Origin of the sequence: Pseudomonas sp. S3E17, from assembly GCF_024168685.1 — a bacterium.
GTDB lineage: Bacteria > Pseudomonadota > Gammaproteobacteria > Pseudomonadales > Pseudomonadaceae > Aquipseudomonas > Aquipseudomonas marginalis.
In genome coordinates, this window is record NZ_JALJWE010000001.1 from 3731269 (window position 1) to 3750277 (window position 19009).

Annotated in this window: 18 protein-coding genes; 4 read left to right on the forward strand and 14 right to left on the reverse strand. The window is 57.5% G+C overall.

All coding sequences use genetic code 11. The features are described 5' to 3' along the window. Positions 1 to 4: 4 nt before the first annotated feature. From folP to rlmE, 3 genes are all read right to left on the reverse strand, one after another. Entirely contained in the window at positions 5 to 856 is an 852-nt protein-coding gene (gene folP / locus J3D60_RS16680) for a dihydropteroate synthase (RefSeq protein ID WP_253492063.1), read from the reverse strand. Between the two features lie 8 nt (positions 857 to 864). Then, positions 865 to 2775 (reverse strand): ATP-dependent zinc metalloprotease FtsH, encoded by a 1911-nt coding sequence (gene ftsH, locus J3D60_RS16685; protein ID WP_027605365.1) that lies wholly within the window; start codon positions 2773 to 2775, stop codon positions 865 to 867. A 200-nt stretch (positions 2776 to 2975) separates the two neighbouring features. Continuing rightward, positions 2976 to 3626 (reverse strand): 23S rRNA (uridine(2552)-2'-O)-methyltransferase RlmE, encoded by a 651-nt coding sequence (rlmE, locus tag J3D60_RS16690; RefSeq protein ID WP_015885924.1) that lies wholly within the window; start codon positions 3624 to 3626, stop codon positions 2976 to 2978. Between the two features lie 105 nt (positions 3627 to 3731). On the opposite strand from rlmE, the gene J3D60_RS16695 reads away from it, so the two are divergent. Further along, positions 3732 to 4040, forward strand: a complete 309-nt coding sequence (locus J3D60_RS16695; protein WP_029298992.1) for a YhbY family RNA-binding protein — start codon at positions 3732 to 3734, stop codon at positions 4038 to 4040. Between the two features lie 9 nt (positions 4041 to 4049). Here the strand turns inward: J3D60_RS16695 and J3D60_RS16700 are convergent, their stop codons facing one another. The 8 genes from J3D60_RS16700 to grpE all read right to left on the reverse strand — a co-directional run bounded on the left by J3D60_RS16700 (position 4050) and on the right by grpE (position 14514). After that, positions 4050 to 4454: an MFS transporter gene (locus J3D60_RS16700; protein WP_253494017.1), complete on the reverse strand. Its 405-nt coding sequence runs from the start codon at positions 4452 to 4454 to the stop codon at positions 4050 to 4052. Positions 4455 to 4482: 28 nt separating this feature from the next. Continuing rightward, positions 4483 to 4959, reverse strand: a complete 477-nt coding sequence (gene greA / locus J3D60_RS16705; RefSeq protein WP_027605363.1) for a transcription elongation factor GreA — start codon at positions 4957 to 4959, stop codon at positions 4483 to 4485. Continuing rightward, a complete protein-coding gene (carB, locus tag J3D60_RS16710) occupies positions 4956 to 8177 on the reverse strand; it encodes a carbamoyl-phosphate synthase large subunit (protein ID WP_065938282.1) in 3222 nt (1073 codons plus the stop codon). The genes greA and carB overlap by 4 nt, the downstream gene beginning before the upstream one ends. A gap of 104 nt (positions 8178 to 8281) precedes the next feature. Further along, positions 8282 to 9418, reverse strand: a complete 1137-nt coding sequence (carA, locus tag J3D60_RS16715; RefSeq protein ID WP_027605361.1) for a glutamine-hydrolyzing carbamoyl-phosphate synthase small subunit — start codon at positions 9416 to 9418, stop codon at positions 8282 to 8284. A 259-nt stretch (positions 9419 to 9677) separates the two neighbouring features. Beyond that, positions 9678 to 10484, reverse strand: coding sequence for a 4-hydroxy-tetrahydrodipicolinate reductase (dapB, locus tag J3D60_RS16720; protein WP_065938283.1), 807 nt, complete (start codon positions 10482 to 10484; stop codon positions 9678 to 9680). Positions 10485 to 10494: 10 nt separating this feature from the next. Continuing rightward, positions 10495 to 11619 (reverse strand): molecular chaperone DnaJ, encoded by a 1125-nt coding sequence (gene dnaJ, locus J3D60_RS16725; protein ID WP_065925314.1) that lies wholly within the window; start codon positions 11617 to 11619, stop codon positions 10495 to 10497. A 318-nt stretch (positions 11620 to 11937) separates the two neighbouring features. Beyond that, a complete protein-coding gene (dnaK, locus tag J3D60_RS16730; RefSeq protein WP_053137821.1) occupies positions 11938 to 13851 on the reverse strand; it encodes a molecular chaperone DnaK in 1914 nt (637 codons plus the stop codon). A 102-nt stretch (positions 13852 to 13953) separates the two neighbouring features. Continuing rightward, positions 13954 to 14514: a nucleotide exchange factor GrpE gene (gene grpE / locus J3D60_RS16735; protein ID WP_027605357.1), complete on the reverse strand. Its 561-nt coding sequence runs from the start codon at positions 14512 to 14514 to the stop codon at positions 13954 to 13956. A 254-nt stretch (positions 14515 to 14768) separates the two neighbouring features. Between grpE and recN the strand changes: the two genes are divergently transcribed. Next, positions 14769 to 16442, forward strand: coding sequence for a DNA repair protein RecN (recN, locus tag J3D60_RS16740; protein ID WP_253492064.1), 1674 nt, complete (start codon positions 14769 to 14771; stop codon positions 16440 to 16442). An 85-nt stretch (positions 16443 to 16527) separates the two neighbouring features. On the opposite strand, the gene fur is transcribed toward recN, so the two are convergent. Continuing rightward, positions 16528 to 16932 (reverse strand): ferric iron uptake transcriptional regulator, encoded by a 405-nt coding sequence (gene fur, locus J3D60_RS16745; RefSeq protein WP_010562662.1) that lies wholly within the window; start codon positions 16930 to 16932, stop codon positions 16528 to 16530. Positions 16933 to 17030: 98 nt separating this feature from the next. Between fur and J3D60_RS16750 the strand changes: the two genes are divergently transcribed. After that, the gene (locus J3D60_RS16750; protein WP_027605355.1) at positions 17031 to 17558 is read left to right on the forward strand and encodes an outer membrane protein assembly factor BamE; all 528 of its coding nucleotides are present in this window, start codon (positions 17031 to 17033) and stop codon (positions 17556 to 17558) included. A gap of 62 nt (positions 17559 to 17620) precedes the next feature. Here J3D60_RS16750 and J3D60_RS16755 read toward each other — a convergent pair whose 3' ends face one another. Further along, positions 17621 to 17923 (reverse strand): RnfH family protein, encoded by a 303-nt coding sequence (locus J3D60_RS16755; protein WP_253492065.1) that lies wholly within the window; start codon positions 17921 to 17923, stop codon positions 17621 to 17623. Next, on the reverse strand, positions 17916 to 18350 hold the full coding sequence (locus J3D60_RS16760; protein WP_027605353.1) for a type II toxin-antitoxin system RatA family toxin: 435 nt from the start codon (positions 18348 to 18350) through the stop codon (positions 17916 to 17918). The genes J3D60_RS16755 and J3D60_RS16760 overlap by 8 nt, the downstream gene beginning before the upstream one ends. A gap of 168 nt (positions 18351 to 18518) precedes the next feature. On the opposite strand from J3D60_RS16760, the gene smpB reads away from it, so the two are divergent. Further along, positions 18519 to 19001 (forward strand): SsrA-binding protein SmpB, encoded by a 483-nt coding sequence (gene smpB / locus J3D60_RS16765; protein ID WP_058427663.1) that lies wholly within the window; start codon positions 18519 to 18521, stop codon positions 18999 to 19001. Positions 19002 to 19009: the final 8 nt, after the last annotated feature.

Genomic DNA, 19009 nt, shown 5'->3' on the forward strand with positions numbered 1-19009 from the left:
ATTCTTATTCGGCTGATTCCACAGCTGCAATCATGCGTACCACATCCACGGTCTCAGCAACGTCATGCACACGCAAGATGCGCGCACCCTTGGTCACCGCGAGCGCCGCCAGTGCAAGACCGCCGTACAACCGCTCACCCACCGGACGGCTCAATGCCAGCCCTATCATGCTCTTACGCGAAACACCGACCAATAGGGGCCGACCAAGGGCATGCAAGGACTCCATGTGTTTGAACAAACTCAAATTGTGTTGCAGGGTCTTGGCGAAACCAAACCCCGGATCAAGGATGATCCTTTCCGGCGCAATACCTACCGCAGCGCATTGGGCAACGCGCTCGGAGAGAAAACCACTCACCTCGTCCACTAGATCATCATAGTGCGGGCTGTCCTGCATATTGCCGGGCTCACCCAGCATATGCATCAAACACACCGGCAAACCGGTAGCTGCAGCTGCATCCAGGGCACCGTCGCGCCGCAGGGACCGCACATCGTTGATCAAGCCGGCACCTAATCGCGCAGTCTCACGCATCACGGCCGGAGTGGAGGTATCAACCGAAATGATCACATCCAACTCTCGAGCGATGCGCTCGACAATCGGCGCTACACGCTCCAACTCCTCCAGAGGAGAAACAACGCGAGCACCAGGCCGAGTCGATTCACCACCGACATCAATCAAGGTCGCGCCGGCCGCCACCATGGCTTCTGCGTGACGCAAGGCAGCATCAAGCTGGCTGAAGCGGCCACCATCGGAAAAGGAGTCAGGGGTTACATTAAGAATACCCATGACATGCGTATGGGCCAAATCAAGAACCCGGTTGCCGCAAGGCAACCGGGGGGAGGACGGAGCAAAAGTCATCTCAAACCTTAATGATCAGCTGCCGGGCCGCCGATTGGGGTTTCAGGGCGCTCGTTCTGAACCACAGGCGGGGTGCCCGAAGTACCCGAACCACCTTCCCAATCACGAGGCTCACGAGGCGCCCGACCGGCCATAATGTCGTCGATCTGGTCTGCATCGATGGTCTCGTACTTCATCAATGCATCAGCCATTGCATCAAGCTTGTCGCGATTATCGGTCAGGATCTGCTTGGCAGTGCCATAGCACTGGTCAATGATACTGCGCACCTCAGAATCGATCAGCTTGGCTGTCTCACCGGAGAAACTGGCGTTTTGACCACCGCCGCCACGCCCCAGGAATACTTCACCTTCTTCCTCGGCGTACATCAAAGGACCGAGTTTTTCCGACAAACCCCACTTGGTCACCATGTTCCGCGCAATCTGGCTGGCGCGCATGATGTCGTTGGAAGCCCCCGTGGTCACACCATCGAAGCCCAAGGTCATCTCTTCAGCGATTCGACCGCCGTACAGCGAGCAGATCTGACTGATGAGCGCACGCTTGGAGAGGCTGTAACGATCCTCTTCCGGCAGGAACATGGTGACACCCAAGGCGCGACCACGAGGAATGATCGACACTTTGTAGACCGGGTCATGCTCAGGCACGACACGCCCCACAATGGCGTGGCCGGCTTCGTGGTAAGCAGTGTTCTGCTTCTCTTTTTCGGACATGACCATGGATTTGCGCTCAGCGCCCATCATGATCTTGTCTTTCGCCAGCTCGAACTCTTTCATTTCAACGATGCGCTTGCCGGTACGGGCTGCAAACAGCGAAGCCTCGTTCACCAGGTTAGCCAGGTCAGCACCCGAGAACCCCGGGGTACCACGGGCAATCACAGCCGGTGCAACGTCGTCGCCCATTGGCACTTTGCGCATGTGCACTTTCAGGATTTGTTCGCGCCCACGGATGTCCGGCAGGCCAACCACCACCTGGCGGTCAAAGCGGCCTGGACGCAGCAGCGCAGGATCCAGCACGTCCGGACGGTTGGTTGCCGCGATGACGATGATGCCGTCATTCATCTCGAAACCATCCATCTCGACCAGCAACTGGTTGAGGGTCTGCTCACGCTCATCATGACCACCGCCCATGCCAGCACCACGATGGCGACCAACGGCGTCGATTTCATCGATGAAGATGATGCATGGTGCATGCTTCTTGGCCTGTTCGAACATGTCGCGAACGCGGCTCGCACCGACACCGACGAACATTTCAACGAAGTCAGAACCGGAAATGGTGAAGAACGGTACCTTGGCTTCGCCGGCAATCGCCTTGGCCAGCAAGGTTTTACCGGTACCTGGGGGGCCGACCATCAGCACGCCGCGAGGAATACGGCCACCCAGGCGCTGGAATTTGCCTGGATCGCGCAAGAACTCAACCAGCTCGCCGACTTCTTCCTTGGCTTCATCGCAACCCGCTACGTCAGCCAGGGTGGTCTTCACCTGATCTTCAGAGAGCAGGCGCGCCTTGCTCTTGCCGAAGCTCATCGGCCCGCCCTTGCCTCCCGCACCACCTTGCATCTGGCGCATGAAGAACATGAACACGGCAATAATCACCAGGATCGGGAAGCTTGCCACCAGGAGTTGAGTCCAGATGCTCTGCTGTTCAGGCTGCTTGCCTTCGACAACCACGTGGTTATCCACCAGGTCGCCGATCAGACCATTGTCCTGAATTGCCGGACGAATGGTCTTGAAGCTATCGCCATCGTTGCGTTTGCCGGTGATCACGTAGCCATCAACCGCTACGCGCTCGACCTTGCCATCCTTAACTTGCTGGATGAAGTCGGAATAGTTGAGGGTCTGCGGCTCGTTAGGGCTGGAGAAGTTGTTCATCACCGTCACGAGGACAGCCGCGATGATCAACCACAGGATCAGATTCTTTGCCATATCGTTCAATTAACTACCCTCTGAAGCAAGCTCCGCTACTGGCGCGTGCTTCGCATGATATTCACCGGCCTAACTTACTACATAACCTACAACTCTGGCAGGCGCCGTCTGTAACCCTTTGTGAAACTTTGACTACACAATATTCGTAAAGCTTCGTGACGAAAGCGATATAAAAAAACCTATCGCCCTCCTCGAATTCCTCAAAAACGCTCTTCACTGGCCGCGCCTTCGACGCCACGGAAGCCGCGGCACAGCAGGTATTGCTCCCTGGACCGGTCCCGGGAAGAGTCTGGTTTACGCGTCTGCACCTTGTCGAACAACTTGCGGATGTTCTTGTGGTATTCGTCGAAACCCTCTCCCTGGAACACCTTCACCAGGAAATCGCCACCGGGACGCAACACCCGACCTGCCAAATCCAACGCCAATTCACAAAGGAACATGGCCCGCGGCATATCAACGGCCGGTAATCCACTCATATTGGGGGCCATGTCGGAAATCACAAGGTCTACCTGCGAATTTCCCACAGCCTCGAGGATCTGGGCGAGCACTGTGTCCTGGGTAAAGTCTCCATGAACAAAGGTCACGTCCGGGATGCTGTCCATTTCCAGGATGTCGGAAGCGATCAGGCGGCCTTGACCACCAATCAGACGACTGGTCACCTGGGACCAGCCACCAGGGGCCGCGCCAAGGTCGATAACGCTCATGCCAGGACGAATCAACTTGTCCTTATCCTGGATCTCTAACAGCTTGTAGCTGGCCCGGGAACGATAGCCATCCTTTTGCGCCTTTTTGACGTAAGGATCGTTGAAATGCTCTTGCAGCCACTTAAGGCTAGTTTTGGAACGGGCCACGGGCCACCTCGAAAATAAAACGGGTCGTGATTAACTGGGCGGTCCCGGACTCGCTCGGGTAAACTGGCCGCCGCTTTTTACAAGATCAGACGCAGGGGTCAGATTATGCCGCTCACTCAAGAGCAGAAGAAACAGTACAAATCCATTGGCCACCATCTGAAACCAGTTCTGATTGTGGCAGACAACGGTTTGACTGAAGGTGTGTTAGCCGAACTTGAACGCGCACTGGGCGATCACGAACTGATCAAGATCAAGGTCAACATCCTTGACCGCGAAGCACGCCTGGCCGCCATTGCAGAACTGTGCAAGGTTGGCAAGGCGGACCTGGTTCAGGTCATCGGCAAGATGGCGCTGCTGTATCGCAAGAACTTCAGCGCCAACAAGCAACTGTCGAACGTACACCGCTTCAAGTAATACAAAGGGTCACGGGCGTGCTTCGCGCGCCCCGCTACTCCATCCCGGAGCAGGCTGTATAACCAGCACCAGGCCGGAGAACCCTAGCACAAGATAGCTGAATAGCTGCCAGCGCAACGCTTCCGGCAGCCAGACATGCACAATGCAATACATTGCACACGCATACAGCGCCATCAACAGCAGTTGGCCGCGAATATCCCGCCACAGACTCTCCAAGCCTTCAGCCTTGACCAGCACCAATGCCTGAAGTGCTACGCACGCCGCCGCGAAACCCACCAGCAGCGCACTCAATAATCCATCGATTTCATCGATCAGCAACGGAGCCAGGCCAATCAGGCCCAGCACCGGCAATACACCAAGATGTAACAACCACAGGCCGCCCACCCAAAGCATCTGGGCAAGCTGCCAGAGCATGGCGCCCGCACGAAGCGGGCGCCGCCTTTCAGATGTGACGAACTTCAACAATCTCGTACTCGATCACACCGCCTGGCGTTTTGACAGACACCACATCACCCTCTTCCTTGGCGATCAAGGCACGGGCCAGTGGTGAGCCGACGGAGATCTTGCCGAGCTTGAAGTCAGCCTCGTCCTCTCCCACGATGTGGTAGACCACGCTCTCGTCAGTCTCGACGTTGGCGATCTCCACGGTGGTACCGAAAATCACCTTGCCAGTGTGGGGAATAGTCGTGACGTCGATGATCACCGCATTCTGCAAACGGCCTTCGATATCACGGATCCGCGCCTCGACCATACCCTGCTGCTCACGAGCAGCGTGGTATTCGGCGTTTTCCTTCAGGTCACCCAGCTCGCGGGCCGTACCAATGTCCTGGCTCAGCTTTGGACGTACGACCTTGGTCAGATGGGCGTGCTCCTCTTCCAGGGCCTTGGCACCCTGGACGGTCATTGGGTATTTGATCATGCCTTCAATCCTGCGTGTAGATCCTGCAAGCGACGCACGGTCTTTTCCGGACCGAACTTGAGCGCTTCGCAGATAGCTTCGCCAGCAGCAATAGTGGTGGTGCAGTAGATCTTGTGCTGCAAGGCATTACGGCGAATGGAGTAGGAATCCGCGATCGACTGGCGACCTTCGGTGGTGTTGATGATCAGCGTGACTTCGTCATTCTTGATCATGTCGACCACATGCGGACGGCCTTCCGTCACCTTGTTCACGCGGCGCACTTTCAAGCCGGCCGCTTCAATCAGCTTGGCGGTCCCGGCAGTTGCCACGACTTCAAAGCCCAAGTTGATCAGATCACGGGCCACGCCTGCAACCAGCGGTTTGTCATCATCACGCACGCTGATAAACGCAGTACCGCCGGTCGGCAGCACTTCGCTGGCGCCCATCTGGGCCTTGGCGAATGCTTCACCGAAGGTATCGCCCACACCCATCACTTCACCGGTGGACTTCATCTCTGGGCCGAGGATCGGGTCCACACCAGGGAATTTGGCAAATGGGAACACTGCCTCTTTCACACTGTAGAAGTTCGGAATGATTTCCTTGGTGAAGCCAATTTCCTTCAAGGTCTTACCAGCCATCACACGTGCAGCGATCATGGCCAGGGACACGCCGATGCACTTGGAAACGAACGGCACGGTACGCGAAGCACGCGGGTTGACCTCAATGACGTAGATGTCTTCGCCTTGCAACGCCAACTGTACGTTCATCAGGCCGACAACACCCAACTCCAAGGCCATTTTCTTGACCTGCTCGCGCATCTCGTCCTGGATATGTGCAGGCAACGAATACGGCGGCAGCGAGCACGCGGAGTCACCGGAGTGAACGCCCGCCTGCTCGATGTGCTGCATGATCGCGCCGATGACCACGTCGGTACCGTCGCAAACTGCATCCACGTCCATTTCGATGGCGCAGTTGAGGAAGTGGTCCAGCAGCACCGGGCTGTCGTTGGACACTTTTACCGCATCACGCAGGTAACGCTTGAGCTCTTCTTCTTCGTAGACGATTTCCATCGCCCGGCCGCCCAGCACGTAGGATGGACGCACCACCAGCGGGTAGCCGATCTTGCTGGCTGCACGGATGGCCTCGTCTTCGCTGCGCACGGTAGCGTTTGGCGGCTGACGCAGGTTCAGGCGCTCAACCATTTGCTGGAAGCGCTCACGGTCTTCGGCACGGTCGATGGCGTCAGGGCTGGTGCCGATGATTGGCACGCCGGCAGCCTCAAGGGCACGCGCCAGTTTCAGCGGGGTTTGGCCGCCGTACTGGACGATCACGCCTTTGGGCTTCTCGACGCGACAGATTTCCAACACGTCTTCCAACGTTACCGGCTCGAAGTACAGGCGGTCGGAAGTGTCGTAGTCAGTGGAAACAGTTTCCGGGTTGCAGTTGACCATGATGGTCTCGTACCCGTCTTCGCGCAGCGCGAGGGCGGCGTGTACGCAGCAATAGTCGAATTCGATGCCCTGGCCGATACGGTTCGGACCACCGCCCAGGATGATAATCTTGTCGCGGCCCGACGGCGCGGCCTCGCACTCTTCCTCGTAGGTGGAGTACAGGTACGCAGTGTCGGTGGCGAACTCGGCGGCACAGGTGTCAACGCGCTTGTAGACCGGGAAGATCTCCAGCTTGTGGCGATGCGTGCGCAGGTTCTTCTCGGTCACACCCAGCAGCTTGGCCAGGCGCTGGTCGGAGAAGCCTTTGCGCTTGAGGCGGAACATCATGTCGCGGTCGATGCTGGCCAGACCCAGGGTCTTGACCTTCTCCTCTTCCTTGATCAGATCTTCGATCTGCACCAGGAACCACGGATCGATCATGTTCATGCCGAAGATGTCTTCAACAGTCATGCCGGCGCGGAAGGCATCAGCCACATACCAGATACGCTCGGCGCCCGGTACGGTCAGCTCGCGCTTGAGGATGCTCATGCTTTCCGGATTGCTCAGGTCGAGCTTCTCGTCCAGGCCGCAAACGCCGACTTCCAGGCCACGCAGGGCTTTCTGCAGGGACTCCTGGAAGGTCCGGCCGATGGCCATGACTTCACCCACCGACTTCATCTGGGTGGTCAGGCGCGCGTCGGCCTTGGCGAACTTCTCGAAGGCAAAGCGTGGCAGCTTGGTCACGACATAGTCGATGGACGGTTCGAAGGACGCCGGCGTAGCGCCGCCCGTGATTTCGTTTTGCAGCTCGTCCAGGGTGTAACCGATAGCCAGCTTGGCGGCGATACGCGCAATCGGGAAGCCGGTCGCTTTCGATGCCAGCGCCGAAGAACGCGATACACGCGGGTTCATCTCGATCACGACCATGCGGCCTGTGTCCGGGCAGATGCCGAACTGAACGTTGGAGCCACCGGTTTCAACGCCGATCTCACGCAATACCGCCAACGAGGCGTTACGCATGATCTGGTATTCCTTGTCCGTCAGGGTCTGCGCCGGAGCAACAGTGATCGAGTCACCGGTGTGCACACCCATCGGGTCGAAGTTTTCGATGGAGCAGACGATGATGCAATTGTCCTTTTTGTCGCGGACAACCTCCATCTCATACTCTTTCCAGCCAATCAGGGATTCGTCGATCAGCAGCTCTTTGGTCGGAGACAGGTCCAGGCCACGGGCGCAGATTTCTTCGAACTCTTCACGGTTGTAGGCAATGCCACCACCGGTGCCGCCCATGGTGAAGGACGGACGGATAATGCACGGGAAGCCCAGCTTTTCGAGAACTGCGTTGGCCTCCTCCATGCTGTGGGCGATACCGGAGCGCGGGCAGTCAAGGCCGATGGACTTCATGGCCTTGTCGAAGCGCGAACGGTCTTCAGCCTTGTCGATGGTGTCGGCGTTGGCGCCGATCATCTCTACGCCGAATTTTTCCAGGACGCCTTCGCGCTCCAGGTCCAGGGCGCAGTTCAATGCAGTCTGGCCGCCCATGGTCGGCAGCAGTGCGTCCGGACGCTCTTTCTCGATGATCTTGGCAACCGTCTGCCACTTGATCGGCTCGATGTAGGTGGCGTCGGCCATGTCCGGATCGGTCATGATGGTGGCCGGGTTGGAGTTCACCAGGATGACGCGGTAACCCTCTTCGCGCAGGGCCTTGCAAGCCTGGGCGCCGGAGTAGTCGAATTCGCAGGCCTGGCCGATAACGATCGGGCCAGCGCCGAGAATCAGGATGCTTTTTATGTCTGTACGTTTTGGCATGGGTTTGTCACTCAAATCCGCAGGTCAGTCGGCAAGCCGTCTTGAACAATCTTCGAAGAGCCTGCAGGGGCCACCAAGGCAGGGGCCGCCCGCAGGCCGCTCAGTCAGCGTCGCTTGGCCATCTCATTGATGAAACGGTCGAACAGCGGCGCTACGTCGTTCGGGCCCGGGCTTGCTTCAGGGTGGCCCTGGAAGCTGAACGCGCTCTTGTCAGTACGTTCGATGCCCTGCAGGGAACCGTCGAACAACGACTTGTGAATCGCGCGGACATTGCTCGGCAAGGTCGCTTCATCCACCGCAAAACCGTGGTTCTGGCTGGTGATCATCACAACACCGGTATCCAGGTCCTGCACAGGGTGGTTGGCGCCGTGATGGCCATGACCCATTTTCAGGGTCTTGGCGCCGGAGGCCAGCGCCAGCAACTGGTGACCGAGGCAGATACCAAATACCGGAATCTCGGTTTCCAGCACTTCCTTGATGGCCTGGATGGCGTAGTCACAAGGCTCCGGATCACCCGGGCCGTTGGACAGGAACACGCCGTCAGGTTGCAGGGCCAGCACATCGCTGGCAGGCGTTTGCGCCGGCACCACGGTCACACGGCACCCACGCTCGACCAGCATACGCAGGATGTTGTACTTGACGCCGTAGTCGTATGCGACCACGTGATACGGCAAGTCAGCCGCTTCGATAGTCTCGTGGCTGTCGGTCTTCAAGTCCCAGACGGTGGAGCGCCACTCGTACTGCTCCTTGGTGCTGACGACTTTCGCCAGGTCCATGCCTTTCAGGCCAGGGAAGCCCTGCGCTGCTGCAATCGCCGCAGCTTCGGAAATATTGTCACCGACCATGATGCAGCCGTTCTGCGAGCCCTTTTCACGCAGGATGCGCGTCAGGCGGCGCGTATCGATACCGGCGATCGCCACAACGTTGTTGGCTTTCAGGTAATCGGACAGCGACATCGTGTTACGCCAGTTGCTCGCAACCAGTGGCAGATCACGAATGACCAGACCCGCTGACCAGACACGATCAGACTCAACGTCTTCCGGCGTAGTACCGGTGTTGCCGATGTGCGGATAGGTCAGGGTAACGATCTGTTGGGCGTAGGAAGGATCGGTAAGGATTTCCTGATAGCCGGTCATGGCGGTGTTAAACACCACCTCTCCAACGGTTTGACCGTCGGCTCCAATGGCTTCGCCGCGAAAAATGCTGCCATCAGCAAGGGCGAGTATGGCTGGCTTAGTCAAGAAGACCTCCCGTAAATAAAGCCTGAAAGGGCGATCGCAGGTTGTAAAAAAGCGGAGTGACGTATGGACACGTCACCCCGCTTCTTCACTGAATTATTCTGCGCGCTTTTAGTGGACACACTAAAGCTGTAGCTTACAGAAAAAGGCTTTTTTGGTCCACCGCTAATGAGCCTTAAAGGCAGGAGAATGCGACAGGACGTCGCTTAGCGGGTAAAAACGGGGCCTTAGGATAATCCTGAGGCCCCGTTTTAGCTACTGATTAGTGCAGATCCAACACATCGCGCATGTCGTACAGACCAGGCTCGCGACCTTCCAACCAGAGCGCGGCACGCACCGCGCCCTTGGCGAATGTCATGCGGCTGGAAGCCTTGTGAGTGATTTCCAGGCGCTCACCCTCGGTAGCAAACAATACCGTGTGGTCGCCCACCACATCACCGCCGCGGACGGTCGCAAAACCAATGGTGTCACGTGCACGCGCACCGGTATGCCCTTCGCGACCGTAAACCGCCACCTTGGACAGGTCACGCCCCAGCGCGTCGGCAATAGCCTCACCCATGCGCAGTGCGGTACCCGACGGCGCATCGATCTTGTGGCGGTGATGCGTCTCGATAATCTCGATATCCGCCTCATCCCCCAGCACCCGCGCCGCCATGTCCAGCAACTTGAGCGACAGATTCACGCCGACACTGAAGTTGGCTGCGAAGACGACGGGAATATCCTTACCCGCCTCCTCAAGCAACTGCTTCTGTTGCGCAGTCAACCCCGTGGTGCCGATCACCATCGCCTTGCCCGCCTTGCGGCAGAACGCGAGGTTTTTCAGCATCACTTCCGGCAGGGTGAAGTCGATCAGCACATCGAACTCGTCAGCCACCTGCTCCAGGCTACCTGACAAGGAGACACCGATACGCCCCAGAGAAGCCAACTCACCCGCATCCGCACCGATCAACGTGCTACCGGGACGAACAATCGCCGCAGTCAGCCCAGAGGCCGGGGAGCGCTGCTGCACCGCCTCGACCAGCGTCTTGCCCATGCGCCCGGCAGCGCCCATTACGGCTATACGTCGCATACTCACTTCCTTACAGGTCGCCGAAGAAGCGCTTCACGCCTTCGAAAAAGCCAGTGGTTTTCGGCGAATGCGTGTCATCGCCCTCCAGCGAACTGCGGAATTCCTCAAGCAATTCACGCTGACGGCGCCCCAGATTGACTGGAGTCTCCACAGCCACACGACACATCAAGTCGCCAGCACCGCCACCGCGCACCGGCGCGACGCCTTTGCCACGGATACGGAACTGCTTGCCGGTCTGCGTACCTTCAGGGATCTTGAGCTTGACCCGACCGTCCAGGGTCGGGATCTCCAATTCGCCACCCAGGGCTGCATCGACAAAGCTGATCGGCACTTCACAGAACAAGTGCTTGCCGTCGCGCTGGAAGATCGAGTGCTCGCGCACATTGATCACCACGTACAGGTCGCCCGTAGGACCGCCCTGGGTACCGGCCTCCCCCTCACCCGACAGACGAATACGGTCTCCGGTATCGACTCCCGCCGGCACTTTCACCGCCAGGGTCTTGTACTCTTCGACGCGGCCTTCGCCATGGCAGGAATCGCACGGATCGGAAATGATCTTGCCCTGCCCATGGCAACGCGGACAGGTCTGCTGCACCGAGAAGAAACCCTGCTGCATACGGACCTGGCCGATACCGCCGCACGTCGGGCAAGTAATCGGCGCAGAGCCTTTCTTGGCACCCGAACCATCACACGGCTTGCAGTTAACCAGCGTGGGTACGCGAATATTGACGCTGGTGCCGCGTACAGCTTCTTCCAGGTTCAGCTCCAGGGTGTAACGCAAGTCGCTGCCACGCTGGGCACCACCGCGCTGACCACCCCGGCCACCACCAAAGAAGTCACTGAATACATCCCCGAAAATATCGGAGAAGTTCTGACCGCCAAAACCGGCACCGCCGCCCCCCATGCTCGGATCGACACCGGCATGCCCATACTGGTCGTAGGCCGCACGCTTATTGGGATCAGACAGACATTCGTAGGCCTCGTTGGCCTCTTTGAACATATCTTCGGATTCTTTGCTATCCGGATTACGGTCCGGGTGGTGCTTCATTGCCAGGCGACGGTAAGCCTTTTTCAGGTCCGCCTCGCTGGAGCCGCGCTCCACACCCAACACTTCGTAATAGTCACGCTTTGCCATAAGTCTTTGCACTCTTAAGGACGTCCAGCCAGACCCTCCTGAGCCTGGCTAAACTCGTTGAGCCCCAATACAGGCCCGGACCCAACTCACGTCAATTCAACGATCCTGGTCGTTACTACTTTTTAGCCAGGGACCCGGCCAAAAACGCGGTATTCATTGCTCGGAAAGCAGGAGCATCCCCGATCACACCGCCAACATCCGAACACAGTCGCATGCTGTAAAAATTCACATACCCCAGACACGCCAACGCGGGAGCAAGCTCCCGCGCGGCGACATCCTACCAGTCACCGCTTGATAGCGGTCAACCGGGCGACCAACTTACTTCTTGTCGGTAACTTCTTCGAACTCGGCATCGACAACATCGTCTTTAGCTTCAGGCTCTGCCTTTTGAGCAGCACCGTCAGCCGGCTGGGCCTGTTCGGCATACATTTTTTGAGCCACTGGCGCGGAGACTTTCGACAATTCTTCAACCTTGGCTTCAATGGCAGCCTTGTCGTCGCCTTTGACAGCGGCTTCCAGGGCAACGACAGCAGCTTCGATCGCAGCCTTCTCTTCAGCGGTCACTTTCTCGCCAGCATCAGCGATCATTTTGCGTGTCGAGTGAACCAGTGCGTCGCCCTGGTTACGGGCACCTGCCAACTCTTCGAACTTCTTGTCAGCTTCAGCATTGGTTTCAGCATCGCGGATCATCTGTTGAATTTCTTCATCAGAAAGACCGGAGTTGGCCTTGATGGTGATCTTCTGCTCTTTGCCGGTAGCCTTGTCTTTCGCACCTACGTGCAGAATGCCGTTGGCGTCGATGTCAAAGGTCACTTCGATCTGTGGCACGCCACGCGGTGCTGGTGGAATCTCAGCCAGGTCGAACTTGCCCAGGGACTTGTTCTGAGCAGCCTGCTTACGCTCACCTTGCAGCACGTGAATGGTCACAGCCCCCTGGTTGTCATCAGCCGTCGAGAACACCTGGGATTTCTTGGTAGGAATCGTGGTGTTTTTCTCGATCAGCGCAGTCATCACGCCACCCATGGTTTCGATACCCAGGGTCAGCGGGCTTACGTCCAGCAGCAACACGTCTTTCACGTCACCAGCCAATACCGCGCCCTGGATGGCAGCACCCATGGCAACCGCTTCGTCCGGGTTCACGTCTTTACGTGCTTCTTTGCCGAAGAACTCGGTAACCAACTTCTGAACCAGTGGCATACGGGTCTGACCGCCTACCAGGATCACGTCGTTGATCGCACCAACATCAATACCGGAGTCTTTCAGCGCAATGCGGCATGGCTCGATGGTGCGTTGAACCAGGTCTTCGACCAGCGCTTCCAACTTGGCGCGAGAGATCTTCACGTTCAAGTGCTTAGGACCGGTGGCGTCTGCAGTGATGTACGGCAGGTTAACGTCGGTCGACTGAGCGGAAGACAGCTCGATCTTGGCTTTCTCAGCAGCTTCTTTCAGGCGCTGCATCGCCAGCGGGTCACCCTTGAGGTTCATGCCGCTTTCTTTCTTGAATTCGTCAACGAGATAGTCGATCAGACGAATGTCGAAGTCCTCACCACCCAGGAAGGTGTCGCCGTTGGTGGCCAACACTTCGAACTGGTGCTCGCCGTCTACTTCAGCGATCTCGATCACGGAAACGTCGAACGTACCGCCACCCAGGTCATAAACGATCACGGTGTGATCGCCCTTGGCCTTGTCCATGCCGTAAGCCAGAGCAGCTGCGGTCGGTTCGTTGATGATACGTTTTACATCCAGGCCCGCGATGCGGCCGGCATCTTTGGTCGCCTGGCGCTGGCTGTCGTTGAAATAGGCTGGAACGGTGATCACCGCCTCAGTCACTGTCTCACCCAGGTAATCTTCGGCAGTCTTCTTCATCTTCTTCAAGATTTCAGCCGAGATTTGCGGTGGCGACATTTTCTGGCCATTTACTTCAACCCAGGCGTCACCGTTGTCAGCCTTGGCGATCTTGTAAGGGACCATTTTGATGTCTTTTTGTACGACTTCTTCGTCGAACTTACGACCGATCAGGCGCTTCACCGCGTACAGGGTGTTATGCGGGTTGGTCACAGCCTGGCGCTTGGCCGACTGGCCAACCAGGATTTCACCATCGTTGGCGTAAGCGATGATCGACGGCGTGGTACGCGCGCCTTCGGCGTTTTCGATTACTTTTGCAACGCCGTTTTCCAACACGGAGACGCAGGAGTTGGTGGTCCCCAGGTCAATACCGATAATTTTGCCCATGATTTACTCTCCCGAAACTTGAATTTGGTTGCCGCAGCAGTGGTGGCTAACTGCGGTAGCACTTAAACGCTTGACTTATAAATGGGGGCCTTGCGGCGGATTTCAAGCCTGCTCATCAATAGAAGGTGCAACGGGTGCAGGAGCCTTGCTCACTACCACCATTGCAGGGCGCAACAGGCGACCGTTGAGCTGATAGCCCTTCTGGAACACTTTCAACACACTGTTGGGTTCGAGGTCGTGGCTTTCTTGCATGGCCATGGCCTGGTGAAGCTCAGCGCTGAACGGTTCGCCGCCTTGCGGATCAATGGCTTCCAGCTGATAACGTTTCAGGGTGTCCTGAAACATTTTCAGGGTCAGTTCGATCCCTTCGCGCATCGGGCGGATGTTTTCGTCATCCGGGTTGGACAACTCGAGGCCACGCTCCAGGCTGTCAATAATTGGCAGCAGGTCGCCCGCGAACTTTTCCAACCCGAACTTGTGAGCTTTTTCTACGTCCTGCTCGGCACGGCGGCGGACGTTCTGCAGATCGGCGGCAACACGCAAAGACTGATCCTGCGCAGCGGCCAACTGCTCTTCGAGCACTTGCACACGAGTTGCCAGTTCATCACCGACAGCCGAATTGGCGTCCGGAGTTTGCGTATCCTGCGTCTGTTCGTCAGCCATAGATTTCTCCTTTCAAAATCATGCGCGAACTCAACTCGCGCTTCTGTTCCGGTATATGGGGCCACAATTTCCAGGTTCAAGGGGACAGGCGCTACCAAAAGTCTTTCGCCTGCCCCAGATCAACTTCAGCCTGATCATTCTTCTTTGCACTAAAAAAGCTGAATGACCGAGCAAATTGAGCTAAGCACCAGGATTGTCAGCCCAGAACAAAACACTGTATAAATAACCAGACCTAAAGCCTGGGAGCGGCCGTCATGCTCGTGCACCTGTCTGTACACAACTACGCCATCGTTGAACATCTGGACCTCGAACTGGATCGCGGGATGAGCGTAATCACAGGCGAAACCGGCGCCGGCAAGTCGATCATGCTCGACGCCCTGGGCCTGACCCTGGGCGACCGCGCCGACAGTGGCGTGGTGCGCCCCGGCGCGGACAAGGCCGACATTCTGGCCACCTTCGACCTCGCGGACATCCCCGAAGCCGAAGCCTGGCTGGTCGAGCGCGACCTTAATAACGACGGCCCGTGCATCCTGCGCCGAGTCATCACCGCCGAGGGCCGCTCGCGCGGCTATATCAATGGAACGCCCTGCCCCCTTGGCGACCTGAAGGCCCTGGGCGAACTGCTGATCGACATCCATAGCCAGCATGAACACCAATCCCTGCTCAAAACCGACACCCATCGCCGCCTGCTCGACGAATACGCTGGCGCCACCGACCTTGCCCGGCAGGTACAACTGGCCGCCCAGCGCTGGCGCCAGACCCGACAGGAGCTGGAGCGACTGTCCAATTCCGGCGATGAGCAACGTGCTCGCCATCAATTGCTCAGCTATCAACTTGAAGAGCTGGAAAGCCTGGGTCTTGGCGAAACCGAGCTGGAACAACTGGAACAGGAACACAAGAATCTCACCAACGCCGAAACCCTGCTGTCTATCTGCCGCCAGGTAGTGGAGCAATGCAGCGAGAGCGATTCCGGCAATGTGCTCAACGCACTCACCGCCAGCCTCAACCGACTGTCCAGTGTTAACAGCGCTTCAGGCTCACTGAGTGAAGCCACCACCCTGCTGACCAGTGCGCAAATCCAGGTAGAAGAAGCCGTCGGCGAACTCAATCGCTTTCTTGATCATTTCGACGCTGACCCGGCGCGGCTGCAGGAAATAGAAGAGCGCCTGGACACCATCTATACGCTGGCGCGCAAACATCGAATCCAGCCCACCGAAGTGGCAACCATGCAGCAGAAACTGCTGGATGAAATCGAGACCCTGAACGCGAATGACGAATCCATTGAGCGACTGGGCGAAGAGCTCGGCTCTTTTGCCCGCCACTATCAGGAGAAGGCCCGCGAACTGAGCGATCTGCGCCAACAGGCCGCCACCAGCCTGGCTGGCGCCGTCGAGCAGGAAATTCAGCGCCTGGGCATGCCGGGCGGGCGCTTTACCATCGAGTTGCGTACCAACGCCAGCAACGAGCTGCAGCCCTACGGCCTGGAGCAGGTAGAGCTACTGGTCAGCGCCAACCCGGGGCAACCGCTCAAGGCACTGGCAAAAGTGGCGTCTGGTGGTGAGCTGTCGCGAATCAGCCTGGCGATCCAAGTGATTACCGCGCAAACCTCACGGGTACCGACACTGGTGTTCGATGAAGTAGACGTAGGTATCGGTGGCCCCACGGCGGAAATTGTGGGTCAGTTACTGCGCCGCCTGGGGGATCGCGGCCAGGTGCTGACCGTTACTCACTTGCCACAAGTGGCGGCTCAAGGACATCAGCACTTGTTTGTGCACAAGGTGAGAGGCAGCGAAGCGACACACACGGCAGTATCCAAATTGAATAAGTCGGAGCGCGTGGAAGAAGTGGCGCGGATGCTCGGCGGGATCGACTTGACCAAAGAGTCGTTGGCACACGCGAAGAAAATGGTCGTAGCCGCCAAGGCCTGAGCCGAGCTTTTCCTTATTATAGAAAGCACGAAGGCGACCCTAGGGTCGCCTTCGATCGTTTCGCAGAGCAATTCTGCGTCGCTTTTTACTTTTTCTTACGGATGTACAACACAAGATTGTGGTCGACCAAATCGAAACCATGCTCCTCAGCAATTTCGTGCTGGAGCTTTTCGATTGCCGGGCTGGTGAACTCGATAACCTCATTGGTATCCAGGTCAACCATGTGGTCGTGATGACCACCGTCAGCCAATTCGAACACAGCATGACCGCCGTCGAAATTATGACGAACCACCAGCCCTGCGGCTTCAAACTGGGTCAGTACACGGTAAACCGTGGCCAGGCCGACGTCCTCGTTAGACTCCATCAGCGCCTTGTAAACATCCTCGGCACTCATGTGGCGCTGCTCAGCAGAATCGAGCATTTGTAGAATCTTGACTCGTGGCAGAGTCACTTTAAGACCGGCTTTGCGTAGTTCGCTATTTTCAACCATGGTTAGCTTTCTCGCGGATGCTGCTTCGCAGCTTCTCTTAATACGGGTATGATCGGCGTTTACGTTGTCCCAGCCAAGATAGTGGAAGTCGCCCACCGATGCAAAACACCAAGCTCTTGCTAACCAGTTTCACCTTTGTGGGACTGCTCGCACTCGCCGGTTGTTCATTCCCCGGGGTTTACAAAATCGACATCCAGCAGGGCAATGTCGTCACGCAGGACATGATAGACCAGTTACGCCCGGGAATGACCCGACGGCAAGTACGGTTTATTATGGGCAACCCCCTGCTGACCGACACTTTCCACGCCGATCGCTGGGATTATCTCTACAGCCTGCAGCCTGGTGGCGGTGAACGCCAACAGGAGCGCGTCAGCGTCATTTTCAATGGCAATGACCAGCTTGTCAGCCTGTCGGGCGACTTCATGCCAGGCGTGAGCCGTGATCAAGCGCTGCTCGGCAACGATAACGGCACCAACGTGACTGCACCAGTGCAGGAAAGCGAGAAGCCGAAGTCCGAAGTACCGGCCAAGCCAGGCTCCTTGCTCGACAAGATCCAGAAAGACGTCGACGGGGTCGAAACGGTCCCTGTCCCGACGCCTCAGCCTCTGGACACCAGCCCGCAGTAACATTGCGACGCATATAAAAAGCCCGGCATGCCGGGCTTTTTGTTGCCTGTCATTCAGCCAGCCTATGGATGCTGCCGCTTCGCCAACGCCGCCTTGGCCGCACGCAGCCTGCGCACTTCTTTAGGGTCCACAAGCAAGGGCCGATAGATTTCAATGCGATCGCCCGATTGTACGGGGCGCACCTCCGCATCCGGGACGACCTTACCGAATACCCCCAAAGGACAATCAGCCAGATCCAGTTCAGGAAACTGCATAGCCATCCCTGACAACTGCACTGCTGCACGCAGACTGGTTCCCGAAGCCACCGTCAGCGCCAGCAGAACCTGGCGATCCTCGGCGGCATAAACCACCTCGATCTCAACCATGCAATTGCTTGGCTCGCTGGCAGAATGCATCCACCAGGGTATTGGCCGCCTGGTTGAACAACGGCCCCAATGTCGCCCGCACAATCGGCCCAGCGTAATCAAACGACAAATCCAGGCTGATCTTGCAGGCCTTGTCGGTAAGCGCCTTGAAAACCCATACACCATGTAGCTGGGTAAACGGCCCTTCCTGCAAATTCATTTCAATGGACTTGCCCGGCACCAGCGCATTCCGCGTAACAAAGTGCTGACTGAGCCCGCCTTTCGCCACCCCAACACTGGCAACCATATGCTCATCACTGCTTTCCAGCACCTCGGCAGTTGAGCACCAAGGCAGGAATTCCGGGTAACGCGCCACGTCGTTGACCAGGTCATAGAGCGCCTGCGCCGGATAGGGCAGCAGGGCCGAACGTTGAATATGCGTCGTCATGTGTGCGTGATTTCCACAGCTGAGCGGCAAACATCGCGAAACAACAGTCCGATCCGCGAAAGAAAAAAACCAAAGAACTGCCGGTATTGTCCGGGATTCGACCAACACGCTCAAGCACGCAGGTTGACCGTAGCCGACACGCTCGCAACTCCCTATAATGCCGCCCCTATGGCTAAACAAAAGAAACACCCCACAGGGACCATCGCGCAAAATAAAAAAGCGCGACACGATTACTTCATCGAACATCGGTTCGAGGCTGGTCTGGTCCTGGCCGGCTGGGAAGTAAAGAGTCTGCGTGCCAGCAAGTTGCAACTGGTCGACAGCTACGTATTGCTCAAGGATGGCGAGGCATGGCTGCTCGGCAGTCATATCACCCCGCTGACAACCGCGAGCACCCACGTGATTGCCGACCCGGTGCGCACGCGCAAACTATTGCTCAATGCCCGTGAACTGGAAAAGCTCGCCGCAGCCGTGCAGCAGAAAGGCTACGCCTGTGTCTGCCTGTCCTGGTATTGGAGCAAGCACCTGGTCAAGTGCGAGATCGCATTGGGCAAGGGCAAGAAGGAATACGATAAGCGTGACTCTGAGCGCGAACGCGATTCCAACCGCGAACTGCATCGCGCCGTGCGCAACAAGGGCAAGGAAGAGTAACCCTTGTG